The 23603-nt window shown below is 65.4% G+C and carries 20 protein-coding genes; 14 read left to right on the top strand and 6 right to left on the bottom strand.

Translation table 11 applies throughout. The annotated features are described in order from the left end of the window. Positions 1 to 26 precede the first annotated feature (26 nt). Positions 27 to 590 (bottom strand): TetR/AcrR family transcriptional regulator, encoded by a 564-nt coding sequence (locus tag HBA99_RS03050; protein ID WP_057967074.1) that lies wholly within the window; start codon positions 588 to 590, stop codon positions 27 to 29. A gap of 111 nt (positions 591 to 701) precedes the next feature. Between HBA99_RS03050 and HBA99_RS03045 the strand changes: the two genes are divergently transcribed. Further along, entirely contained in the window at positions 702 to 1613 is a 912-nt protein-coding gene (locus tag HBA99_RS03045; protein WP_057967075.1) for an SDR family NAD(P)-dependent oxidoreductase, read from the top strand. A gap of 146 nt (positions 1614 to 1759) precedes the next feature. Further along, a complete protein-coding gene (locus HBA99_RS03040) occupies positions 1760 to 3454 on the top strand; it encodes a DEAD/DEAH box helicase (RefSeq protein WP_070923433.1) in 1695 nt (564 codons plus the stop codon). Between the two features lie 73 nt (positions 3455 to 3527). Here the strand turns inward: HBA99_RS03040 and HBA99_RS03035 are convergent, their stop codons facing one another. Further along, on the bottom strand, positions 3528 to 4442 hold the full coding sequence (locus HBA99_RS03035; protein WP_070923526.1) for an SDR family NAD(P)-dependent oxidoreductase: 915 nt from the start codon (positions 4440 to 4442) through the stop codon (positions 3528 to 3530). Between the two features lie 191 nt (positions 4443 to 4633). Here HBA99_RS03035 and HBA99_RS03030 point away from each other — a divergent pair, with 191 nt between their 5' ends. Further along, entirely contained in the window at positions 4634 to 5227 is a 594-nt protein-coding gene (locus tag HBA99_RS03030; RefSeq protein WP_057967121.1) for an MspA family porin, read from the top strand. After that, entirely contained in the window at positions 5224 to 5595 is a 372-nt protein-coding gene (locus HBA99_RS03025; RefSeq protein ID WP_131822809.1) for a hypothetical protein, read from the top strand. Before HBA99_RS03030 ends, HBA99_RS03025 begins: the two co-directional genes overlap by 4 nt. On the opposite strand, the gene HBA99_RS03020 is transcribed toward HBA99_RS03025, so the two are convergent. Both HBA99_RS03020 and HBA99_RS03015 read right to left on the bottom strand, forming a co-directional pair. Then, a complete protein-coding gene (locus HBA99_RS03020; RefSeq protein WP_057965244.1) occupies positions 5592 to 5972 on the bottom strand; it encodes a VOC family protein in 381 nt (126 codons plus the stop codon). The two genes, HBA99_RS03025 and HBA99_RS03020, sit on opposite strands and share 4 nt — an antisense overlap. Positions 5973 to 5987: 15 nt before the next feature. Further along, entirely contained in the window at positions 5988 to 6785 is a 798-nt protein-coding gene (locus HBA99_RS03015; protein WP_030095715.1) for an HAD-IIA family hydrolase, read from the bottom strand. 116 nt (positions 6786 to 6901) lie between these two features. On the opposite strand from HBA99_RS03015, the gene moeA reads away from it, so the two are divergent. From moeA to mnhG, 10 genes are all read left to right on the top strand, one after another. Next, entirely contained in the window at positions 6902 to 8095 is a 1194-nt protein-coding gene (gene moeA, locus HBA99_RS03010) for a molybdopterin molybdotransferase MoeA (RefSeq protein ID WP_070951595.1), read from the top strand. Between the two features lie 247 nt (positions 8096 to 8342). After that, positions 8343 to 9074, top strand: coding sequence for a phosphatidylserine decarboxylase (locus HBA99_RS03005; protein ID WP_070931564.1), 732 nt, complete (start codon positions 8343 to 8345; stop codon positions 9072 to 9074). Between the two features lie 11 nt (positions 9075 to 9085). After that, on the top strand, positions 9086 to 9973 hold the full coding sequence (gene pssA / locus HBA99_RS03000) for a CDP-diacylglycerol--serine O-phosphatidyltransferase (RefSeq protein ID WP_057965245.1): 888 nt from the start codon (positions 9086 to 9088) through the stop codon (positions 9971 to 9973). 6 nt (positions 9974 to 9979) lie between these two features. Next, the gene (locus tag HBA99_RS02995) at positions 9980 to 12199 is read left to right on the top strand and encodes an AAA family ATPase (protein WP_070923435.1); all 2220 of its coding nucleotides are present in this window, start codon (positions 9980 to 9982) and stop codon (positions 12197 to 12199) included. An 86-nt stretch (positions 12200 to 12285) separates the two neighbouring features. Then, complete coding sequence (locus HBA99_RS02990) at positions 12286 to 15135, top strand: Na+/H+ antiporter subunit A (RefSeq protein WP_070932357.1); 2850 nt, start codon at positions 12286 to 12288, stop codon at positions 15133 to 15135. After that, entirely contained in the window at positions 15132 to 15596 is a 465-nt protein-coding gene (locus HBA99_RS02985) for a Na(+)/H(+) antiporter subunit C (RefSeq protein WP_030095721.1), read from the top strand. Before HBA99_RS02990 ends, HBA99_RS02985 begins: the two co-directional genes overlap by 4 nt. Positions 15597 to 15601: 5 nt before the next feature. After that, a complete protein-coding gene (locus HBA99_RS02980; RefSeq protein ID WP_070923528.1) occupies positions 15602 to 17194 on the top strand; it encodes a Na+/H+ antiporter subunit D in 1593 nt (530 codons plus the stop codon). After that, on the top strand, positions 17191 to 17766 hold the full coding sequence (locus tag HBA99_RS02975; protein ID WP_070923436.1) for a Na+/H+ antiporter subunit E: 576 nt from the start codon (positions 17191 to 17193) through the stop codon (positions 17764 to 17766). The genes HBA99_RS02980 and HBA99_RS02975 overlap by 4 nt, the downstream gene beginning before the upstream one ends. After that, a complete protein-coding gene (locus tag HBA99_RS02970) occupies positions 17763 to 18056 on the top strand; it encodes a monovalent cation/H+ antiporter complex subunit F (protein ID WP_030095724.1) in 294 nt (97 codons plus the stop codon). Before HBA99_RS02975 ends, HBA99_RS02970 begins: the two co-directional genes overlap by 4 nt. Further along, positions 18053 to 18379 (top strand): monovalent cation/H(+) antiporter subunit G, encoded by a 327-nt coding sequence (mnhG, locus tag HBA99_RS02965; protein WP_046252462.1) that lies wholly within the window; start codon positions 18053 to 18055, stop codon positions 18377 to 18379. The genes HBA99_RS02970 and mnhG overlap by 4 nt, the downstream gene beginning before the upstream one ends. Here the strand turns inward: mnhG and HBA99_RS02960 are convergent. Then, on the bottom strand, positions 18376 to 20304 hold the full coding sequence (locus tag HBA99_RS02960; protein WP_070951596.1) for a MinD/ParA family ATP-binding protein: 1929 nt from the start codon (positions 20302 to 20304) through the stop codon (positions 18376 to 18378). The genes mnhG and HBA99_RS02960 overlap by 4 nt on opposite strands. A 147-nt stretch (positions 20305 to 20451) precedes the next feature. Beyond that, positions 20452 to 23592 carry a MinD/ParA family ATP-binding protein gene (locus tag HBA99_RS02955; RefSeq protein WP_070951597.1) on the bottom strand — a complete coding sequence of 1047 codons (3141 nt, stop codon included), beginning with the start codon at positions 23590 to 23592 and terminating at the stop codon, positions 20452 to 20454. Positions 23593 to 23603: the final 11 nt, after the last annotated feature.

The following is a 23603-nucleotide window of genomic DNA, read 5'->3' as shown; positions in this document are numbered from 1 at the left end:
CGAACACGGCCCTACCTATGACGCGCCTAACGACGCGGCCGTAGCCCGTCGAAGACAACGTCGGTGACCTGCTGCGAGACCTCTTTGTTGTAGCTCTGCATGGCCTGGCACCCCACCAGGAGCGCCTTTACCTCGTGCACGCCGATATCGGAGCGCACCGTGCCCGCCCGCTGTGCGGCCTTCACCAAATCACCCAGGACCGCGTAGAACGATTCCTCGATCTGAGGGATAAGAGCTTCGACACTGACGCCCGCGCCGGCCAGGGCATCCACCAATCCCTGATCGGTCCCACCCCACTCGACCATCACGCGCAGGAATCCGAACAGCGCCTCACCCGGATCGGCCGACTCCAGTAGCTCGCGCCCCTTACCGATCACCGTGCTCATCCGGTCTTCCGCGACGGCGCGATACAGATCCTCCTTGGCCGGAAAATGCCGGTAGACGGTCCCGGCACCCACTCCCGCGCGCCGCGCGATCTCGTCGATCGGGACACCGAGTCCCTCCTCGGCAAACGTTTGATAGGCAACCTCAAGGACCCGCGCACGGTTGCGGGCGGCGTCAGCACGCAAGGGCCGGGCAGGTTGATCCATCTCACACTCCTCGAGGTTCCAACACGCCTTGACAAAACGGGGCGTGCGTTCCGTATATTCGTAAGCGGAGTAGCCGCCCCGGTTACTGAAGATATTACCCAAGGAGCCCGCATGACCAAATGGAATACCACCGACATCCCCGATCAGACCGGTCGCGTCGCGATCATCACCGGTGCCAACACCGGCCTCGGGCTGGAGACCGCCAAGGCGCTCGCCGCGCACGGCGCCCACGTTGTGCTCGCGGTGCGCAATACGGAGAAGGGAAAGGCAGCGGCCGACGCGATCACCGCGGCCCACTCGAACGCCGACGTGACCCTGCAGCCGTTGGACCTTTCCTCGCTGGAGTCCGTACGCCGGGCCAGTGACGAGCTCAAGTCGCGCTACGACAAGATCGACCTGCTGATCAACAACGCCGGGGTCATGTGGACCGAGAAATCCACCACCGCCGACGGCTTCGAGCTGCAATTCGGCACCAATCACCTGGGGCACTACGCATTCACCGGCCTGCTCCTGGACCACCTGCTACCTGTCGAGGGTTCACGTGTGGTGACCGTCTCCAGCATCGGGCACCGCATTCGCGCCGGGATCCACTTCGATGACCTGCAATGGGAACGCGACTACAACAGGGTCGCGGCCTATGGACAATCGAAGCTGGCCAATCTGTTGTTCACCTACGAACTGCAGCGGCGCCTGGCAGGCACCAATACGGCCGCCCTGGCGGCGCACCCCGGCGGCTCCAACACCGAGCTGGCCCGCAACTCTCCGCTGTGGGTCCGGGCCGTTTTCAACGTCGTGGCGCCATTGCTGGTCCAGGGTGCGGACATGGGCGCGCTGCCCACGTTGCGGGCCGCCACAGACCCTGCGGCCCTGGGCGGGCAGTACTACGGACCGGATGGATTCGGCGAACAACGCGGTAACCCGAAGGTCGTCGCATCGAGCGAGCAATCCTATGACCTCAATTTGCAGCGACGCTTGTGGTCGGTATCTGAAGAACTCACCGACGTGGTCTTCCCGGTGAAGTGAGCTGAACGGAAAGAGGCGGGCACTGTGCTGATTGTCGCCGACTGTCACTCTGGTGACACGACACGCGGTGCCCGCCACGCCCGTCGGGATGCACTCCCGTAATCCGTTGCGCTAGTCTGCAGTCCAATCAGTGAGGAGTCTGACGGGTGCGGGCTGTAGAGGCGCCCAGCACCCATACATTGCGGGGCTGGCAGCGTAGGGCATTAGTGCGGTATTTGGCCGCCAAGCCCCGAGATTTCCTGGCGGTCGCGACCCCGGGATCAGGGAAAACAAGGTTTGCCCTGCGCATTGCTACCGAGCTGCTGGCCGACGGTACGGTGGACAAGATCACCGTGGTGGTGCCGACCGAACACCTCAAGGTCCAGTGGGCTCAGTCGGCCGCTTCCTTCGGGCTGTCTCTGGACCCGAGATTCAGCAACTCGGACGCACAGAACTCCTCGGAGTATCACGGAGTCGTCGTCACCTATGCGCAGGTGGCAAGTCACCCCACCCGGCACCGGGTCCGCACGGAGAACCACCGCACGTTGGTGATCTTCGACGAGATCCACCACGCCGGAGATGCCAAGAGCTGGGGTGAAGCGGTCCGCGAAGCCTTCGACGACGCGACGCGGCGCCTCTCCTTGACCGGAACCCCGTTCCGCAGTGACGACAGCCCGATCCCATTCATCAACTACGAGCCCGACGGTGCGGGCTTCCAGCGCTCGCAAGCCGACCACACCTACGGCTACTCCGAGGCGCTGGCCGACGGCGTGGTGCGTCCCGTGGTGTTCATGGCGTACTCGGGCGAGGCCCGTTGGCGTGACAGTGCCGGCGAGGAACATGCCGCTCGCCTCGGCGAACCACTTACCGCCGAGCAGACTGCGCGCGCATGGCGCACCACCTTGGACCCCAATGGCGAATGGATACCCGCGGTGCTGCGCGCCGCCCATGCGCGGCTGCAGCAGAAGCGCAATGGCGGGATGACCGATGCCGGCGCCATGATCATCGCCTCCGATCAGAAGGCGGCCCGCGCCTACGCGAAACTACTGACCACCATCACCGGATCGGAACCCACGGTGGTGCTCTCCGACGACCCGAAGTCCTCGGATCGCATCGCGCAGTTCTCCAACAGCACCAGCGAGTGGATGGTCGCGGTGCGCATGGTGTCCGAGGGCGTCGACGTGCCGCGCCTTGCCGTGGGCGTGTACGCGACAAGCGCCTCGACGCCGCTGTTCTTCGCCCAGGCGATCGGTCGGTATGTGCGCTCCCGAACACAAGGTGAGACGGCCAGCATCTTCCTGCCCTCGGTGCCGACACTGCTGGAACTCGCCAGTCTGCTGGAAGAGCAGCGCAATCACGTACTCGGTAAACCACACCGCGAGCCGATGGGCGACGAGGAGCCGGTGGAGCGCAAGCGCACCGAGCCGGGCGAGGAAGAGAAGGGCTTCGAATCGCTCAGTGCCAGTGCCGAACTGGATCAGGTGATCTTCGACGGAGCCTCCTTTGGCACCGCGACGCCAGCGGGCAGCGAGGAGGAAGCCGAGTACCTCGGCATTCCCGGCCTGCTCGATCCGAATCAGATGCGAGATCTGTTGCGGCGCAGGCAAGAAGAGCAGCTCACGAAGCGCACCGCTTCCGGCGAGGTACCCCCGGAAATCACTTCGACACACGGTCAACTGCGCGAACTGCGTCGCGAGCTCAACGCCTTGGTGTCGGCCACGCACTTCAAGTCGGGTAAACCGCACGGCTGGATTCACAATGAGCTGCGCAGGCGGTGCGGAGGCCCCCCGGTGGCCGCGGCCACCCGCGATCAGCTCAAGGAACGCATCGTCGCCGTGCGCACCCTGCATCGGGAGCTCTAGACCTCCGAGTGTCGGCTTATCGTGTGATTTTCTCGCTTAGCGACACCGAAAGTCGACAGTCGGCGGGAACGGCTTAGACGGGGAACTTCACTCCAGTCAACTCTTCCGAGACAGACCAAAGCCGTTGTTGCAGAGCCTGATCGTGTGACTGCCTGGTGGACTTGACCACCTTGGGACACCCACGAAACTCACCAAAGCCCGAGGGCCCGTAGTACTGGCCACCAACGGCGGTGGGGTCCGTAGCGGCACGCAGACTGGGCAAGGCGCCCATGGCCGGACTCTGGGCGAGTTTCAACGCCGCCGCACTGAACGCCTCCGGACCGAAGGTGATGTGACGCATCAACTCGGTACCCGACGCACCGGGATGTGCCGCCAACGCCACCGTCTCCGCCCCCGCGGCCTCGAGACGCCGCTGCAGCTCGTAGGTGAACAAGAGGTTGGCGAGTTTGGACTGGGCGTAGGCCCCCACCCGGCTGTAATTGCGCTCCCACTGTAAGTCATCGAAATGTATTGCGGCTCTAAACTTATGACCGTTACTGCTGACGGTTACGACGCGGGAGCCACGCACCGTCGTCAGGTTCTCCAGCAGCAGGGCGGTGAGGGCGAAATGGCCCAGATGGTTGGTGCCGAACTGCAGCTCGAAACCGTCCGCGGTGTTGCCCTTCGGCGGATACATCACCCCGGCGTTATTGATGAGCAGATCGATCTGTGGGTATTGATCACCCAATTGTTCAGCAGCAGAACGGATATCCGAGAGGGAAGATAGATCCAGGCGCTGCAGCGCCAGGTTGCCCGCGGGCGTGGTCTTCCCGATCTCTTCGACAGCGGCAGCACCCTTGTCCAGATCGCGGACCGCAAGAACTACCTGTGCCCCCGCTGCCGCCAACGCGCGGGCCGTCTCCAGGCCCAGTCCGGTATTGGCACCGGTGATGACGGCGACGCGTCCCGTCTGGTCGGGAATGTCGGCGGCGCTCCAATGTGCGGTCACACACGCATCCTGCCCCAGATCCACCGCGCTGCCCAGCCTGCTTATTCACAGTTCTCCCGGTGTTCGATACCAGGAATCCCACAGCAGGGGTCAATACGCTCATCGCCGGATCACTGAGCTTGGCCACCTACTGCATGTAAGGCGGGTCCGTGCGCAAACTTACTTCTGTTGCCACCCTTGTAATTTCACTTCTGTGCTCGGGCACGGGAGTGGCTGCGGCAGACCCGCTGCCGGTCGCCGACGTCAGCCAGTCTGCCGATACCGACGACGGCTGGCATCTGAGTGCTGCGCTGTCGCGGATGACTATCAACTCTGTGCCAAACATGGCCGCCACAGCGTTCACACGAGAGGGGTTTGTCACCGGCAAGGCCCTCGCCAGCATCGACGGTAACGGCGCGGTTCCGGTCAACTCCGGAACCCTCGTCATGGGGTTGCAGCTGGGCTGCCAGATCGACCTCAGCGAGGGCGGAAGCGTCGACGTCGGCGCGGACGCGGGAGTCAGTCCCGGCTTCTCCGGCGGCAGCAATCTGCTGGCTATGGTCGGCCCTTACGCGGAAGTCAACGGGAGCATCTCGGTCAATCTGCTTCCGGGGACGATCAAGAACATCGTGCTGGGTAAGAAGGCCCTCAAAGGACGCACCGGCGAAATCGTGGTTCACGACGCCCACGTGAAAGTCGACGCCTGCGGCGGACCAGTCTCCATCCGCTTCTTCACGACGGCGCTGATCGACACCGACAAGTCCGACGACAGCGTGAACGTGTACGGGGACATTCTTTCGCTATGAGCCCTACCCACGCGCGACCACAACGCCACCGAATGGCACGGCTGATCATCGCCACCACCCTGTGCGCAAGCCTCATTGTCGGTCCGGCATCCGTGGCACGGGCGGACAACTGCAGCCCCGTCGACTTCGGCGCAGCGCAGGGATGTGCGCCCCCAGCCGCCGCGACCGGCGGCGACAAGGCCGAGAGTTGGCCCCCGACGAGTGTGGACTGGCCACCCGAACCCGACTCGGACACCGATTCCGCCGGTCAACAGGGCGCCGCACCGCCTCCGATCGTCATGCCCGCCGACGCGGCACCCGTCAAACCCGCATCGCCAGCCCGGGAACCGGCCAGCGCGCCGGCGCCGATTGTCTGTGCCGGCCCTTAGGCGGGCGCCGCCCCGTGAAACACCGCCTCGACGTTGTTGCCATCAGGGTCGCGGACAAACGCACCGTAATAACCCGGGTGATACTCCGGCCATAGCCGCGGCGCATGAAGGGCCTCGGCGCCTTCACCCGTCGCCGTCGTGAAGAACTCGTCGACCTTCTCGGTGCTCTCGGCAGAGAAGGCAACATGGATCTCACGATTGGGTCCGCCCGCGGCATCGCCGCCGCCGATCCAAAAGTCAGGCTTTCCTGCGGTCCCGTACCCGATGGCGACACCGAAATCCATCTGTCGCGTGTACCCGAGAACCCCGAGCACCTTGTCATAGAACGCGGCCGCGGTCGGCAGGTCCGCGCAGTTGATACCGAAGTGGTCGATCATGAGGCAGATTCTGGCTCACAGGTCCGACAACAAGGACGGCAAATCGGCGATCGAATCGATGACGTACGCGGGTTGCATCGAATACTGATCGGCAGCCCATCTGTCGAGGGTGTCTTGACGGAACTTCCCGGTGCGCACCAGCACACCCGTCATCCCGACGACCTGGGCCGCCAGCACATCGACATGCAGGTCGTCGCCCACCATCACGACTTGATCCGGCTCGCACCCCATCCGCTCGGCGGCCAGCTGAAATCCCGCCGGGGCGGGCTTGCCGACAGCGACCGCCTTGCGCCCCGAAACCTGCTCCATGCCCGCCAGGTACACACCGGTATCGACGCGCAATCCCTCGCGTGTGCTCCACACCGCGTTGCGATGCATCGCGACCACCGGGATTCCCTGAGCCATCAGGTCGTATACCCGGCTCAGCGCCACATGATCGAACTGCGGACCGGCCCCACCAAGAATGATGACGTCGGGATCATCGGAGAGGGATTCGACGAAGTCGACCCCGGGCATGTCGGCGGTGATGTCTCCGTCGTTCAGCAGATAGCACCGGGCGCCGGGGTGCTGGGCGATCACATGATCGGCGGTCAGCATGGCGGCGGTAATCACCTCGTCGGCGGGCACCGCCAGGCCCGCGGCGGTCAACAGCTCCGCGATCTGCACTCGGGTACGCGAGGTGGTGTTCGTCAAGAAGCAACGACGAACGTCGTCACTCTCCAGCACCTTGAGGGCCTGCGCGGCGCCGTCGATCGGCTCCCACGAGGTCACCAGGACCCCGTCGATATCGAAGAGCACTCCGCCGACGGTCATGGCGCTATTTTCCCGCCATGCCGTGCGCGGCGCACGCCGAGGGCATTCCGAACCCACCGGACTCAGCGAAACCCCTGCGTGCGGTATGCGCTGGGTGGTCGGGCAATAATGAGCCGATGCGTTCCGTCGCCGAACACCAGCAAGTCGTCGCGGGATTGATCCAGGCGCCCGCGCTTGTCCGGGTGCCGGTAGGTGCGGCTGAGCGACTGGTCCTGGCCGCCGACGTGATCGCGCCACTGAATCTGCCGGTGTTCGACAACTCGGCCATGGATGGGTATGCGGTCCACCGCGACGATCTCGCGGGGGCTTCGCCCACCAATCCGGTGACATTGCCGGTCACCGAGGACATCCCGGCCGGGCGCACCGACGTCCTGACGCTCAAACCCGGTACCGCGCACCGGATCATGACGGGTGCGCCCCTTCCCGCCGGTGCCACCGCGGTGGTGCCCGTCGAAGTCACCGACGGCGGCACCGAATCCGTGGCCATCACCGAAGAACCCCGTGCCGGCCAGCACATCCGGTCCGCAGGCGAGGATGTACGAGTTGGCGACACCGTACTGAGCGCCGGCACCCGGCTGATGGCGCCGGCGTTGGGTCTGGCGGCGGCACTCGGACTCGAGGAGCTGACCGTGCATCCGCGCCTGCGGGTGGTCATCGCCTCCACCGGCAGCGAGTTGGTGCCCCCGGGCACCGACCTCAAGCCCGGGCAGATCTATGAATCCAACGCCATCATGCTTGCCGCCGCTGTCCAGGAGGCCGGGGCCGACGCCGTGGTGGCGCCGACCGTCGCAGACGATGTCGAGCAATTCCTCGCAGTACTCGACGAATTCGGCGCCCAGGCCGACCTGGTCATCACCACCGGTGGAGTCAGCGCCGGAGCCTATGAGGTGGTCAAGGACGCACTCACCGACGCCGGTGTCCAGTTCGTCTCGGTGGCCATGCAGCCCGGCAAACCACAGGGAGCAGGACTCGTCAATGGCGTCCCGGTGCTCACTCTGCCCGGCAATCCCGTCAGCGCGCTGGTGTCGTTCGAAGTGTTCATTCGCGAGCCGTTACGCGCGGCGATGGGGCTGGCGCCCGCGCGGGCGCGCCACGAGGCAGTCCTCACCGATCCCATCTCCGCGCCCGCGGGTAAGCGGCAGTTCCGGCGCGGGTGCTGGGATGCCGACAGAGGGACCGTGACGGCTGTCGGACCTCCCGCATCGCATCATTTGAGATGGCTGGCGGCCTCGAACTGCCTGCTGGACATCCCCGAGGATGTCACCGAACTCGCGGCGGGGACCACTGTCAGCGTGTGGAATCTGAGCTGATCACGGCGGTTGATTGTCTAGTCACCGCGGAGCACCGAGAACTCGAGTACGAGCCTCACGCGGATTTCACGACAGATTTTCGCGTGAGACTCGCACTCGTTGGTGCCCAAGAGCGAATACGACCCGACTGCACCGTAAAGGTGTATTACTCAGGTGACTCGTTGATACCCCACGGGAGGCACCACCTGACAACGGCGTCTGGGGAACCACGTCCCCAACTGCATGCCCGCATCACTAGGATGGTCCGGTGGCAAGACGCCCCCGCCCCGTAGGTTCAGAGCCGGACTCCGGCATCCCGCATATCGTCGAACTCATCCGCACGACGATCCCACCGATCCATCCGGCAGGACTCCCGTTCATCGCCGGTGGAGTTGGGCTGGCGGGACTTGGGTTCAAGAATCGCTGGATTCGCGGAACCGGGCTGGCGCTCGCGGGCGCGTGCGCCGCATTCTTCCGGCATCCTGCGCGCATCCCACCCAACCGTGCCGATGTGGTGGTGGCCGCGGCCGACGGCCAGATCTGCTTGGTCGATCGCGCGGTACCTCCGCCGGAACTGGGGCTGCCCGCCGAGCCTCTCCCCCGCATCAGCATCTTTCTGTCGGTGTTCGATGTTCACGTGCAGCGGGTCCCCGTCGCCGGTGAGGCGACGGCAGTCATTCACCGCAGTGGGCAGTTCCTGTCGGCCGACCGTGCCGAGGCGAGCGTTGCCAACGAACGCAACAGCGTGCACATCCGTACTCGCACCGGGCACGATGTGGTGGTGGTCCAGATCGCCGGACTCATTGCACGCCGGATCATCTGCCACGCCAAGGTCGGTGACCAGTTGTCCATCGGCGACACCTACGGATTGATCCGATTCGGTTCCCGGGTGGACACCTACCTGCCCGAGGGGTCGAAAATTCTTGTCCAGCCAGGGCAACGAGCCGTGGGCGCCGAGACCGTGCTGGCCGAGCTGCCGTCCTCCACCGATAACGCGTAAGCGGCTCAGTCATGAACCAAGCCGCGTCCTCGAAGCGCCCCGTACACATCAGGATTCTGCCGAGTGTGATGACGGTGCTGGCGATCTGCGGTGGCCTGTCCTCGATCAAGTTCGCGTTCGACGGAAAGCCCTACATCTCGCTGACCCTGATCGCCGCGGCCGCGATCCTCGACGGTCTCGACGGCAGGATCGCCCGGCTCTTGGACGCGACATCGCGAATGGGCGCGGAGATCGACTCGCTGGCCGACGCGGTGAACTTCGGTGTCGCGCCCGCGGTGGTGCTCTACATCTCGATGCTCTCGGATACCCCGACAGCATGGGTCTTTTCGCTTCTCTACGCGGTGTGCATCGTGCTGCGGCTGGCTCGCTTCAACACATTGCTTGACGACGATTCCCAACCCGCGTTCACCAAGGAGTATTTCGTCGGAGTGCCCTCCCCCGCGGGCGCGCTGATGGTGCTGGCCCCGCTGGCGGCCTTGCTGCAATTCGGCGACGGATGGTGGTCGTCGGTATGGGCGATATGCGCATGGATGGTGTTCGTATCCATGCTCATCGTTAGCCAGATCCCCACCGCGGCCATGAAATCCGTCTCCGTGCCGCCCCGCATGGTGGTCCTGCTGCTCGCGCTGGTGACGGTGGCCGCCGCCGGACTGCTGCAATACCCGTACGTACTGCTGCTGATTCTGATCGTTGTCTACCTTGCCCATATCCCGTTCGCCTGGCGCAGTCAGCGCTGGGTGGCGGCCCGACCCGAGTCGTGGGACGCCAAACCCAAGGAGCGACGGGATCTACGCCGCGATCAGCGCCGGGACCAGCGGCGCGCCTTCCGGCACGCCGCACTCCCCAAGCGGCGCACAGCGGAGCGTCTGGGGTTGCGCCGGCCCGGTGGGCCACGCTAGGTACGCATGAGCGAACATCCCGATGCTCTTGGCCCCAATGGCCCGTCACTGACTCTCACCGCTCGCCTCAACACTTCGGCCGTCGACTCGCGGCGCGGTGTCGTCCGATTGCATCCAGAAGCGATTGCAGCCCTGGGTATCCGGGAGTGGGATGCGATTTCTCTGACCGGATCACGAACAACGGCGGCTGTCGTCGGGGTTGCACCGCGCTCAGTTCCGGCCGGCACCGCCCTGCTCGACGACGTCACGCTGTCCAACGCGGGGTTGCGCGAGGATGCGTCGGTCATCGTCGCCCCCGTAACGGTGTATGGCGCACGGTCAGTCAGCGTCAGCGGTTCTTCTCTTGCCACCCAATCTGTTTCGTCCGCGACTCTTCGGCTGGCGCTACTGGGCAAGGTCATGACCGTTGGGGATACCGTGTCGCTGCTGCCACGGGACCTCGGACCTGGCACGTCCACGTCGGAGGCTACGACGACGCTGGCCCGGTCGGTGGGGATAACCTGGACCTCCGAGTTGCTCACGGTGACGGCGGTCGATCCGGCCGGTCCGGTCAGCGTGCAACCCAATTCTCTTGTCAGCTGGCAGGGCACAAACCCGTTGAGCCCCAATGCGCAACAGACGGCTCTACCTGCCGAAGCCGTCGCCGCTGTGGCTCCGTCACCCGAGCCCCCCGCCGCGATATCCGTGGAGGACCTCAAGGGCTCCCGGGCGCAGGCGACCCGGCTCACCGAGTGGCTCAAACTCGCCCTCGATGAACCCGCCTTGCTGAAAACACTGGGTGCACAGCCGAATCTGGGTGTGCTGATATCTGGCCCCGCCGGCGTCGGCAAGACGACGCTGGCGCGCGCGGTCTGTGCGCCGCGCACGCTCGTCGAGCTGGACGGGCCGGAAGTGGGGGCCACCACCGCGGAAGGACGTCTCACCGCGATACGGGAGGCCGTGAGCCGGATCCGGCAGGCTGGCGGCGTCTTGCTGATCTCCGATATCGACGCGCTGCTGCCGGCCACCGCAGAACCCGTGGCGACACTCATCCTGGCCGAACTACGTTCAGCGGTAGCCACTTCCGGCGTTGCCTTCATCGCAACGACCGCACATCCCGACGCCATTGACGTGCGCCTGCGCGCTCCCGAGCTGTGCGACCGTGAGCTGGGCCTGAGCCTGCCCGACGCCGCTACCCGTAAGTCACTGCTGGAAGTCCTCTTGACGAAGGTGCCGGCGCAGGACCTACAGCTCGACGAGATCGCCGCGCGAACACCGGGTTTTGTGGTGGCCGATCTGGCCGCGCTGGTCCGCGAAGCCGCATTGCGGGCAGCGGCACGGGCCAGCGAGAAGGCCAGCGCCCCCGCGCTGACCCAGGAAGATCTTGTCGGTGCCCTGTCGGTGATCCGACCGCTGTCTCGTTCCAGCACTGAGGAAGTGGCCGTCGGGTCGATAACTCTCGACGACGTCGGCGACATGGTGGCCACCAAACAGGCTCTGACAGAGGCCGTCCTGTGGCCGTTGCAGCATCCGGACACTTTCGAACGCCTCGGCGTGGACCCGCCCCGTGGGGTACTGCTGTATGGACCGCCCGGCTGCGGAAAGACCTTCGTGGTGCGGGCGCTGGCTAGCTCCGGACGGTTGTCGGTGCACGCGGTCAAGGGCGCCGAGCTGATGGACAAGTGGGTCGGCGCCTCCGAGCAGGCGGTGCGCGAGCTGTTTCGGCGTGCGCGCGATTCGGCGCCATCACTGGTCTTCCTGGACGAGGTGGACGCACTGGCGCCGAGGCGCGGGCAGAGCTTCGACTCGGGTGTCACCGATCGCGTGGTGGCGGCCCTGCTGACCGAACTGGATGGGGTGGAACCGCTGCGCGATGTGGTGGTGCTCGGCGCCACCAACCGGCCCGAGCTCATCGACCCGGCGCTGCTGCGTCCAGGCCGGATGGAACGCCTGGTGTTCGTCGAGCCACCGGATGCTCAGGCCCGCAAAGACATTCTCAAGACGGCCGCGCGGGCGGTACCGCTGGACGCCGATGTAGATCTGGACGCGCTCGCAGCTGGCCTGGACGGCTTCTCGGCCGCCGACTGTGCGGCGCTGCTGCGCGAGGCCGCGATGGCGGCCATGCGGCGATCCATCGACGCCGCCGATGTGACAGTCGCCGATATCGAAACCGCGCGGGCCACAGTACGTCCGTCGTTGGATCCCGTGCAGGTAGCATCCCTGCGCGCGTTTGCTGACAACCGCTGAAAAGGGTTGCGTCGCGCCAATCGACGAGCGCCCCGTAAACTAGGCAGCACGACACCCCGCCCAACAACCGATAGACGGGAGTGCCTTTGCTTGCCATTCTGCTTGCCCACGCACTTGCCGCCGCGATGGCGCCGCTACTTGTGGCGCGCGTTGGTCGACTGGCGTTCTACCCTCTTGCCCTGGCCCCTTTGGGTTCGCTGATCTGGGTATTGGCAAGATGGCCTGCCGCCGGGGCGGACACTCGTATCGACATCCCCTGGGTGCCCGAGCTGGCGATGGACATCTCTCTGCGCTTCGACTCGCTGGCCGCGATCATGAGCGTGCTGGTGCTCGGCATCGGGTCACTGGTGCTGTTCTATTGCGCGAGCTACTTCCGGCATCGGGACGGGCACACCGAGCCACGGCTTCCGAGTTTCGCTGCCGAGCTGGTGGCCTTCTCCGGGGCCATGTTCGGTCTGGTGATAAGCGACAACCTGCTGCTGCTGTACATCTTCTGGGAACTGACGACCGTGCTGTCCTTCCTCTTGGTGGGTCACTACGCAGAACGACTCGCGAGTCGCCGCGCGGCGGTACAAGCACTGCTGGTGACCACTGCTGGTGGACTGGCGATGCTGGTCGGGATCATCGTGCTCGGCCATGTCGGCGGAAGCTTCCTGCTCTCCGACCTCATCGCAGACCCGCCATCGGGTATGGCCGCCAGCGTCGGTCTGGTGCTGATACTGATCGGTGCACTGAGCAAGTCCGCCATTGTCCCCCTACACTTTTGGCTTCCCGGCGCCATGGCCGCACCAACCCCGGTCAGCGCCTATCTCCATGCCGCAGCCATGGTGAAGGCCGGTATCTATCTGGTGGCCCGTATGTCGCCCGGGTTCGCCGAGGCGACACCGTGGCGGCCCATCGTGCTGGTGTTGGGCATCGCCACCATGATCCTGGCGGGCTGGCGCGCCCTGCGCGAGTACGACCTCAAGCTGATCCTGGCCTTCGGCACGGTGAGCCAACTCGGATTCCTGGTGGTGCTCACCGGCACCGGTGATCCCGACATCCTGTTGGCCGGTCTGGTCATGCTGTGCGCGCACGCCCTGTTCAAGGCTGCACTGTTCATGGTGGTGGGAATCATCGACCACACCGTAGGGACCCGCGATATCCGCAAGTTGGCATGGCTCGGAAGACGTGAACCGTCTCTACTCGTGATTGCCGGGCTGGCCGCCGCGAGCATGGCGGGGGTGCCGCTGACCCTCGGATTTGTCGGTAAGGAGCTAGCCTTCGCGACGGTGCTGCACAGTCAGGTGCTCGGTTCGTCCGCCCCCTGGGTGCTGGCGGGGATAGTCGTCGGATCCATGTTCACCATCACGTACAGCATGCGATTCATCTGGGGAGCATTCGCACGCAAGGGTTTACCCGAGCCAAGCGCCCGCGTGCAGGGCATGCACGCTCCGGCGCCTGCCTTCCTGGTGGCACCCGCCGTGCTGTCGGTGGCAAGCATCGCGGCCGGGATACTGCCCGACTGGCTCAACTGGGCGCTGGGCAGCTACGCCAATCCTGTCGACGCGCATATCGCGATCTGGGAGGGCTTCGGCGTACCGCTGCTGCTTACCGCGATCGCGTTCGCAGTCGGTATCTTCGCGTTCTTCTCGCGGGGACGCCTGCGCAAGGCCCGGCTCGCCGTCAACCCGCTGGGCAATGCCGACCGCGGCTACGACGCCGTTCTGCGCGGTGCCGATGTGCTGTCCCAGCGGCTGACCGCACTGACGCAACGAGGCTCGATCCCGTTCACCCAGGCCACCATTCTGGTGACCCTGGTGACACTGCCGACCATTGTGCTGGCACTCGGAGCCCGCGACGAGCCGCACCTCAAACTGTGGGATTCGCCGCTGCAGGGGGTGGTCGGGTTACTGATGCTTGCCGCCGCCATCGGCGCCACCGTCATGCGCAACCGTCTGGCGGCGGTGCTGCTCGTCGGCATCACTGGCTACGGAACAGGCGTTATCTTCGCACTCCACGGGGCGCCAGATCTGGCGCTGACGCAATTCCTCGTCGAGACCCTGACCCTCGTCATTTTCGTGTTGGTGTTGCGCGCCCTACCCGCCGAGTCGGATGCGGAGCAGGCCAACAGATTCCGGCTACCCCGTGCCGCGCTCGCGATTGCGGTCGGATGCACCGTGACGGCGCTAGGGGTGTACGCGATGGCGGCACGACGTGATCGCCCGATCGCCGACCTGCTCCCCGAGGCGGCATATCAGCGCGGGCACGGCGCCAACACGGTGAACGTGCTGCTGGTGGATATCCGTGCCTGGGACACCCTCGGCGAGATCTCGGTACTGCTGGTTGCCGCGACGGGCGTGGCTTCGTTGATGTTCCGGCACCGGCGTTTCGGGAGAGCTCCCCGGGTCGGGGACGCGGCGGGTCAACCGGATGTGGTGGTGGCCTCCAGCGTCTGGTTGCGGGGGAGCGAACTGCGCGACCCCAAGCACCGGTCGTTGGTTCTGGAAGTCGCGACACGGCTCATCTTCCCGCTGGTCATGGTGTTGTCGTTCTACTTCTTCTTCGCCGGACACAACGTTCCGGGCGGTGGATTCGCCGGTGGCCTCACGGCCGGTCTGGCTCTCGTACTGCGCTACCTCGCCGGTGGGCGGTATGAGCTGGGCGAGACACTGCCATTCGACGCAGGCAAGATCCTCGGGCTCGGGCTGGCATTTTCAGGCGGGACAGCATTCGCTTCGATCTTGCTGGGTGCCCCGGTGTTGTCTTCGGCCACAATCCAATTCGATGTGCTTGGATTTGGGCACGTCAAGATCGTGACGGCGCTGTTCTTCGATCTGGGCGTGTACCTGGTGGTCGTCGGTCTGGTACTCGATGTGCTGCGCAGCCTGGGCGCACGCTTGGATGTGGAGCTCGAAGAGTCTCCACGGGCCCGGGCGGGGGTGCGCGCGTCATGACCAATCTCGGACTACTCATCATCATCGGCGCCCTCACCGCATGCGGCGTGTACCTGATGCTCGAACGCAACCTGACGCGCATGGTGTTGGGTCTGCTTCTCGTCGGCAACGCGGTGAACCTGCTGATCCTCACCGTGGGTGGCCCGTCCGGTAATCCACCGATCATCGGACGCGAGTCCGCGGGCCGGACCTCTATGGCAGATCCGTTGGCCCAGGGCATGATCCTCACCGCGATCGTCATCACCATGGGTGTTGCCGCATTCACTCTCGCCCTGATCTATCGCATGTTCACGTTGGAAGCCGATGACATCGTCGACGACGACGCCGAGGACGCGCGCGTCGCCCAGGAACCACTTGAACCCGTCACCGACGGCAGGGAAGAACACCACGAGGCGCCCGAATCCGGCGACGAGGACTCGCCTTCCGAACTCGACGCACTTCCGGCGGGTGAGAAGTCATGAACGCCATGGCTGTTCTGACCCCGCTCCCGGTCCTCGTGCCGACCGCCGCGGCAGCGTTGACGCTGATCGCGGGCCGTCGCCCACGACTGCAACTGCTGATCACCGTCACGGCATTGACCACGGTGCTCGGAGTCTGCGCGGTACTGCTCTACCTGGCAGATCGCAACGGCACCTTCGCACTGGCGGTCGGGGGCTGGGGGCCTACCGAGGAGAAACTGGGGCCGCTCGGAATAACCCTTGTGGTGGACCGGCTTTCGGCATTGATGCTGGTGGTCTCGGCCATCGTGTTGCTCGCGGTGGTGCTGTACGCGGCGGCGCAGGGTATTCGGGACGGTGACGAGCGCCAGCCGGTGTCGATCTTCATGCCCACGTACCTGGCGCTGTCCGCAGGTGTCTGCAATGCCTTCCTGGCCGGCGACCTGTTCAACCTGTACGTCGGCTTCGAGGTACTGCTGGCCGCCAGCTTCGTGCTCCTGACCATCGGCGCCAGCGGTGACCGGGTGCGGGCGGGCATCTCGTACGTGATGGTCTCGATGATGTCCTCGGTGGTCTTCCTGCTAGGCATCGCGTTCGTCTACGCGGCAACCGGAACATTGAATATGGCCGAAATCGCAGTCCGCGCAGACGGTATACCGTCGGGTACCCGGATGGCGATCTTCGCGGTGTTGTTGGTGGCCTTCGCCATCAAGGCGGCGGTCTTCCCGCTGTCGACGTGGCTACCCGACTCCTACCCCACCGCGCCCGCACCCGTGACCGCGGTCTTCGCGGGCTTGCTCACCAAAGTAGGTGTGTACGCCATCATTCGCGCACATTCGCTGCTCTTCCCGGGTGGAGTTCTGAACACGGTGCTGCTGGTGGCCGCGCTGCTGACCATGATCGTCGGCATCCTGGGCGCCATCGCGCAGAGTGACATCAAACGACTGCTGTCCTTTACCCTGGTCAGCCATATCGGGTACATGATCTTCGGCATCGCGCTGTCCAACGAGCTCGGCATGTCCGGCGCTATTTACTATGTGGCACACCACATCATCGTGCAGACAACGTTGTTCCTCGTGGTGGGACTCATTGAGCGCCAGGCAGGGGCGTCCTCGCTGAATCGCCTGGGTGGTCTAGCGGCCGCCAGTCCGCTACTGGCCTTCGCGTTCGTGGTGCCGGCCTTGAACCTCGGTGGGATACCGCCGTTCTCGGGGTTCATCGGCAAGGTTGCATTACTGGAGGCAGGGTCGCTGCAGGGCTCGGTGCTGGCCTGGACCTTGGTGGCCGGGGGCACCATCACGAGCCTGCTGACCCTGTATGCGGTGGCACGGGTGTGGACCAAGGCGTTCTGGCGGCCACGCGCCGACGCGCCCGAGGGTGATCTCGCCGCGGCGACACCGTCCGCGCTTCTCGATGACGGAGAAGAAGTCGCGTTTGTCGACCGTGCCGACGTGGGCCGGATGCCGGCCGGCATGTTGGCACCCACATTGGGTTTGATCGCGGTCGGGGTGGCGCTGACCCTATTCGCCGGTCCGATCATCGGCATGAGTGATCGTGCCGCCGCCGAGGTCCGTGACCGTGCGGTATACATCAGCGCGGTCCTCGGGGGTGGGCCTCGATGAAAAGCCTCACGATGTACGGCCCTCGCGAAATTGTCTTGCGCATCTGGATTTTGGTGTGGCTCATGCTGGTGTGGACGATGCTGTGGGGAAACTTCTCCGTCGCCAACACCGTTACCGGGCTGCTGGTGGCACTGGTCATCACGGTGCTGCTACCGATGCCCCGGCTGCCGGTGGAGGGCCGCCTGCATATCGGTTCGATGATCCGGCTCGCCTTCACGGTCGCGTATTACATGGTGCTGTCCAGTCTGCAGGTGGCCTGGTTGGCGATCAGGCCGGGCGCGCCACCGTTGAGTGCCGTACTGCGCGCCCAGCTTTCGGTGAAGTCTGACTTGGTGATGGCGCTTCTGCTCAACACCCTGACCATCATCCCGGGATCGGTGGTCCTGGAAATAGACCAGGAACGCCGGCTGGCGTACGTGCACGTGCTGGATGTGGGCTCGCCCAAGGCTGTGGCGACTTTCTACGCCCAACTGCGGCAACTGGAAAGACTTTTCATCGCAGCCTTCGAACGGGACGCCGATTGGCATCCCGACGATGAGACCGCCGAGTCCGAGATGAGGGAGGGACTGTGAACGTCGTATGGCACATCGCGGCCGTGCTGCTCATCGCCGCGGCGACCATCACCACATACCGGCTGCTCGCCGGCCCCAACACGCTCGACAGGCTTGTCGCCGTGGACACCCTGGTGGCCGTCACCATGTGCACGCTTGCCGCATGGGCGGCCTACAGCCTGGATTCCACTGTGCTGTACGGGATGGTCGCGCTGTCTCTCATCAGTTTCCTCGGCTCGGTGAGCGTGACACGGTTCCGCGTACCTGACACCGCGATCGACCCGCGCGACGAGAGGAGGCAACCCCGATGAACACTCTTCTCGACGGGATCTCGGGTGCGCTGGTGTTACTCGGTTCCGCGCTGGCCCTGACCGCCGCGATCGGCGTGGTGCGATTTCCTGACACGTTGGCCCGCATGCACGCCGCCTCCAAGCCTCAGGTGTTGGGACTGCTGCTGGTTCTGGCGGGTGCCGCGCTGCGGCTGCGCGGGCACGCTGACGTCAGCATGATCGTGCTCACCGGGCTGTTCACCATCATCACCGCCCCAGTCGTCGCGCATCGGGTTGCACGGCTGGCCTATCACGAACGCAGCGTTCGCGACGATCTGATGACGACCGACGAACTGGAGCGCTAGCCCCAGCTGGTCTGCCGGGTGTTTCCGCCCTCGTAGAAGCCATCGGCCACCGAGGCCGCCAGTTCCATGAACGCCAGCCGGGTCTTCTTACCCATAAGATCCAGCGAGATCTCCGACCCCTCCGACAGATGGTTGTCGAACGGAACGATGTGCACCGCCCTGGCCCGCGTGAGGAAATGCCGGCTCAGCTGTTCGAGGTCGATCGAGGAAGCACCCGGCCGCGACGAGCTGATGGCCACCACAGATTGCCGCACCAGGTGCGAATACCCGTGGTGATCAAGCCAATCCAGGGTCGCAAGGGCACTGCGCGCACCGTCGATGGCAGGCGAGGTCACCAACACAATGGCATTGGCCTCACCGAGCACACCGGCCATCGCCGAGTGCATGAGTCCGGTACCGCAGTCGGTCAGGATGATGTTGTAGAACCGCTGCAGGATCCGCATCACCGCCAGATAGTCGGCTTCGGAGAACAGCTCGGAGGCCGCCGGATCGCGTTCGGAGGCCAGCACCTCCAGGCGGCTCGCGCTCTGCGACGTGTGCCTGCGCACATCGGAGTATCGGTGAATATCAGGATCGCGCAACAGGTCTCGTGCGGTGGAACGTGTCTCATCCGGGCCACGTTGAGCAAGCGTCCCGAAGTCCGGGTTCGCGTCGACGGCGATCACACGGTCACCACGCAGCGAGGCGAAGGTGGCACCCAACGAGAACGTCGTGGTGGTCTTGCCCACACCGCCCTTCAAGGACAACACGGCGATTCGGTAGTCACCGCGGACGGGCAGGTTGATTCGGTCGATCAACTCGCTGCGATGCGACTCGTCCGACGACTCGCCGGGGTTGATCGCGCCACCCGAGAGTCGGTGAACGGCCTTGCGCCACCCGCTTCTCGGCAGCGGCTTGACCGACCTGATGAGACCAAGCTGGTCGTGGCTGGGCCCCTGTGGTCGTGATGGTTGCGGGGGCTGCGGCGCCGGCCGGTACACAGGCGCTTCGGGGCGGGCAGCCGTGAACGGCGTCTGACCGGGAACAAAGGGGGCCCGCTGTGGCGCGGCCGGCACGTTCCAGTCCGCTCGAGGATATGCCGCCGGAGGGGCCACCGGGGCTGGAGGCAGAGGTGGGGCCGGTGCCCACGACGGCGCGGGTGGCGTTGGTGCGGGCGGTGTTTGGGGCACTTGCCCACCCCACGGTGTCTTGCCCTCCGGAATCATCGAGGACGCATCATCGGGCCTGATCTGTGGCGCGGGTGCCGGCGCACCGGGCGAGGGCGGGGGCGCCTCGGCGGGCACCTCGACATCAGGTGCTTCGTCCCTGGGCGCCTCTTCCTCACTGCGGACCTGAGACTGTTCGGCAGGAGGCGCTCCGGCCGAAGACTCCGGCACCACCGCAGAGGTGGGCCAAGCCGGCAGCTGACTTGCCCACTCCGGGTTAGGAGGGGGCGCAGTGGGCGTGGCGGGTTCCGCCGGAGCCGGCGGCCCCGGCGGTGGGGCGGAAGGCGCCGGGGGTGCGTAATAGTTCTGTGGCGGCGGCCCGTAGTAGTTCTGCGGGGGCTGCTGGGCCGGCGCACCGTATCCCTGTGGCGGAGGCTGCGGCGCCCCCTGTTGAGGCGGAGCTTGAGGCGCCGGGTTCTGGTACTGCGGCATGCCGTACGCGCTCAGCGGATCCGGTTCCCATATCGGATTCATCGGACGCTGATGGTTCCGTTGGCGCCGTGAGAGTTTGGGAGTCTTCGGCAGCGGAGGCGGCGGCTTGAGCGTCGGTTGCGGAAAGTAATCGGCGCTGGGCGGCACGAATTCCTGGTTGTTCGGGTTCTTGGACCGGCGGAACGGATTGCCCTTGGTGTCCCCGCCGCCCAGCCCGTCAGCGATGGGCTCGCGCCACGGGCCGCTCGGCGGCGGCGAATCAGGTTTGTTGTCTTGGGAATCAGCCATATCAGATCACTTCGCCATCATTGCCAAGCACGACATCGTGGTCCGTTACCAGACGGTCGATTGGGATACCAATCGAGAGCACACCGGCGACAAAAGCCCGCCGGGCGTCTCTAGCGTCAACCATCTTGCTGTCCTGCCTCTTTCGTCTTATCGCTGCTCGTCGCCGCGCATACGAAGCCGCGGAAAACTCTCGGAGATCGCGCCTGCCAGCTTCAGGTATGCGGCATTGGTATCCGCATTGAGCAGATTGAAGTCGACGTCGGCGCCTTCGGCGAGGTGGGGATCGAACGGGATCATGTGAATGGAACGGCAACGCGCCTGAAAATGCTCATAGACCTTGTCCAGCTTGATCCCGGCAGATCCAGGACGTGAGGCACTCAGGACGACATGCGCTTCACGCACCAGCGCCGAATGTCCGTGCTGCATAAGCCAATCGAGGGTGGCCGAGGCGCTACGCGCGGAGTCCATGGCCGGCGAGCTCACCAACACAATGGTGTGAGCAAGGTCGAGCACGCCCGCCATTGCCGAATGCATGATTCCCGTACCGCAGTCGGTCAGAATGATGTTGTAGTACCGCTGCAGGATGTCGATCGTATTGCGGTAGTCGACCTCGCCGAAAGCCTCCGATACGGCCGGATCCTGCTCACTGGCAAGTACTTCGAGACGACTTGTCGCCATCCGCGTGTGGTTGCGCACATCAGCGTAACTTCTGATGTTCCGGTCGTTGAGAAGGTCGCGGACGGTGGACTGCGTCGAATTGTCGCGCACTCGCTCAGCCAGGGTGCCACGGTCGGGGTTGGCGTCGACAGCGATGATCCGATCGGTACGGATTGTCGCGAACGCCGAACCCAATCCCAGTGTGGTGGTTGTCTTTCCGACACCGCCCTTAATGGAGAGCACCGCGATGCGGTAATCGCCGAGGATCGGCTGCCGAATGCTGGCGAGCAGCTGGTCCTGTTCACGGTCCTTGCGTGAATCGCCCGGATTGACCCGGCCTCCGGTGGACCTGTGCACCGCCTTGCGCCAGCCGGACCGGGGCGCGTAACGACCGCGGTTGATGACCTCAGCTTCGTCGAGCGAGGGCGGCATCCGGTAAGCCTGCGGCCCACGGTAGTTGGGGGGAGGTGCCGCTCCCTGCGGCGGTGGCACGTAACCCGGAGGCAGCTGCTCTTGTGACACCGGGGGCTGAGGCGCCTGCGGCTGCTGCGGCACCCATTGCCATTGACCCTCAACACTGGTGGGCTGCGGAGGTGGCTGCTGCGAAAACTGCTGTCCACCAAATGATTCCGGAGCCTGTGGAGCGCCCTGCGGCCACTGCCCCGGGTACGGCTGACGCGGGTTCCATCCGGGGGGTGCCTGAGCCGCAGGCTGATGCTCGGGTCCAGGCTGCGGCGGAACGGCGTGTTGCGGCGCAGGCGGCGGCACGTTGTAGGCGGGTTGCGCTGGCGGTTCCGCCACCGGGAACTCCGGGGCAGCCGACGGGGCCTCCCACGGCGAATGCGCATCGCCTTGGTTCGCCTGAATATGCGAATCACCTTCTACCGCAGCATCTTCGGAAGAATTCCCGGGCGTCACCGGCGCGTCATCCGTCGATTCAACGGCGGTGTGAGCGATTTCGTCGCCAGGCAGTGGGTCCGGCGCCTGCTCGACGGAAGCGTTCGACTCATCCGAGAGTTCGGGCTCTGGACCTACCACGTCTTCAATAGCGGGGTCAGCGGACGTCTCCTCGAACACCGCTGCCGGCAGGTCGATGACGATGTCCTCGTCGACCAGAGGCGCAAATCCCTCGAGTTCGGACGCCGCCGCTTCCGCTGTTTCCGTTTCCGCGGCTTCTTCGGCACCGGTGCTGAGCTCGGTGCTCTCGGTCCCGGCGACTTCGGGCACCGAGGCCCACGGCGCAATCATCGGTACAAATGGCGCGGGTTCGGGCTCGGGCACCGATACGTCCGCGTCGGCCGCGTCGTGCGCGGCCAATTCCTCATTGAGCTCGGCACGTCTAGCTTCGATGCGCTGCAGCAGTGCAGCCGCTCTCGCATCGACGTCATCGATTTCGGGCGCATCTGCAGGCTCCGGTGCTTCCGGCGCCGCCTCTACCGGTTCCGCGGGGTATTCGGATACCGGGGTGGGCTCCTCCTCCGCCGGCGGCTCTGGGGCCAGGTCCTCGACTGCGGGAGCATCGGGCTCGGGCGTTTCTGGCAGCGAGTCGGCGGTAAGCGCTGTGGACGGTTCCGGTTCGGACTCGACGTCCGGGACGGCGGCCGTAGGCTCCGGCTCCTCCGTCTCGGAAAACGACTGGTTGATCGCCTCGGGGCGCGTGAACCCGAGCGCAGGAGCGGGCGACGGCCCCGCGGATTGCGTGTCTGAAGCCACCTGCGCGGGCTCCGTTAGGTCCCCGACGACCTCGTCCTCAACGCCCTCGTCCTCATCGACCGCCTCTGGCGGCGTGAAACTGAGTGCACCACGGGCCTCCGGAGCGCGTGTGGCCTCCGATTCGGGCATCGCGTGGCGCCGATGACGCTCGAGTTCAGCGTCGGTGATGCTTTCGTCGAGGCTCATCTGGCGCAGTTGCGCTTCGAGCAAGCTGAAACGCGAGAACGGGTCCGCGCCGGCGGACTCCTCGCGGCGCTGATCAGCGGTGGGTACGGGGGAGCTCGACTCCGCCGGCAGTTCGGCCACCGGCACGGGTTCCGGTGAATCTGCGACGTCTCCGGGCGCTTCGATCGCGGCCGGGGCAACCGCCTCCACATCCGGGGTGGCTCCGGGTGCGGCAGGCTCGGGTGCCGGGATTGCCGGGGACTCATCGGACGCAGGCACCTGCGGTTGCTCCACCTGCGATATTGGCCGCGGTTCCGGCTGCATGTCCGGAATAGGACTCGTAATGATCCGAGGCTCAGCCGATACGGGCTTCGGGACGTTTTCGTTCGACTCGGTGGCCGGCGGCTCCTGCGGGGCCGTCAGCGGGCGCTGCTCGGTCGGTTCGGGCGCACGGGGCGGCGTGTAGTACTTCGACACGTTGGGCACCGGCGTCGTCCCGTTGGCCGTTTCTTCCCGAGGCGCGACTGCAGCGTGCTTCTCAACTGGCGGCAGGACGGAATCGGTGATCGGTTTCTGCGCCGGAGTCTGGGGAGCGGAGGAGTGCCCGGTCTCGTGGGTTAACGAGTCCTCGTTCGACTCGGGATCGTCCGCGTTGCGCTTCTTGCGCCTCAACGAACGGAGAAACCCACGTTGTTCGTCTTCTTCGGGCAGCCACGGAGGACGGGCCGGTGCACCACGATCCTGCTTGGGCAACGTCCCCCTCC

Source organism: Mycobacteroides chelonae (genome assembly GCF_016767715.1).
Classification (GTDB): domain Bacteria; phylum Actinomycetota; class Actinomycetes; order Mycobacteriales; family Mycobacteriaceae; genus Mycobacterium; species Mycobacterium gwanakae.
This window is presented reverse-complemented; position numbering and strand designations above follow the sequence as displayed.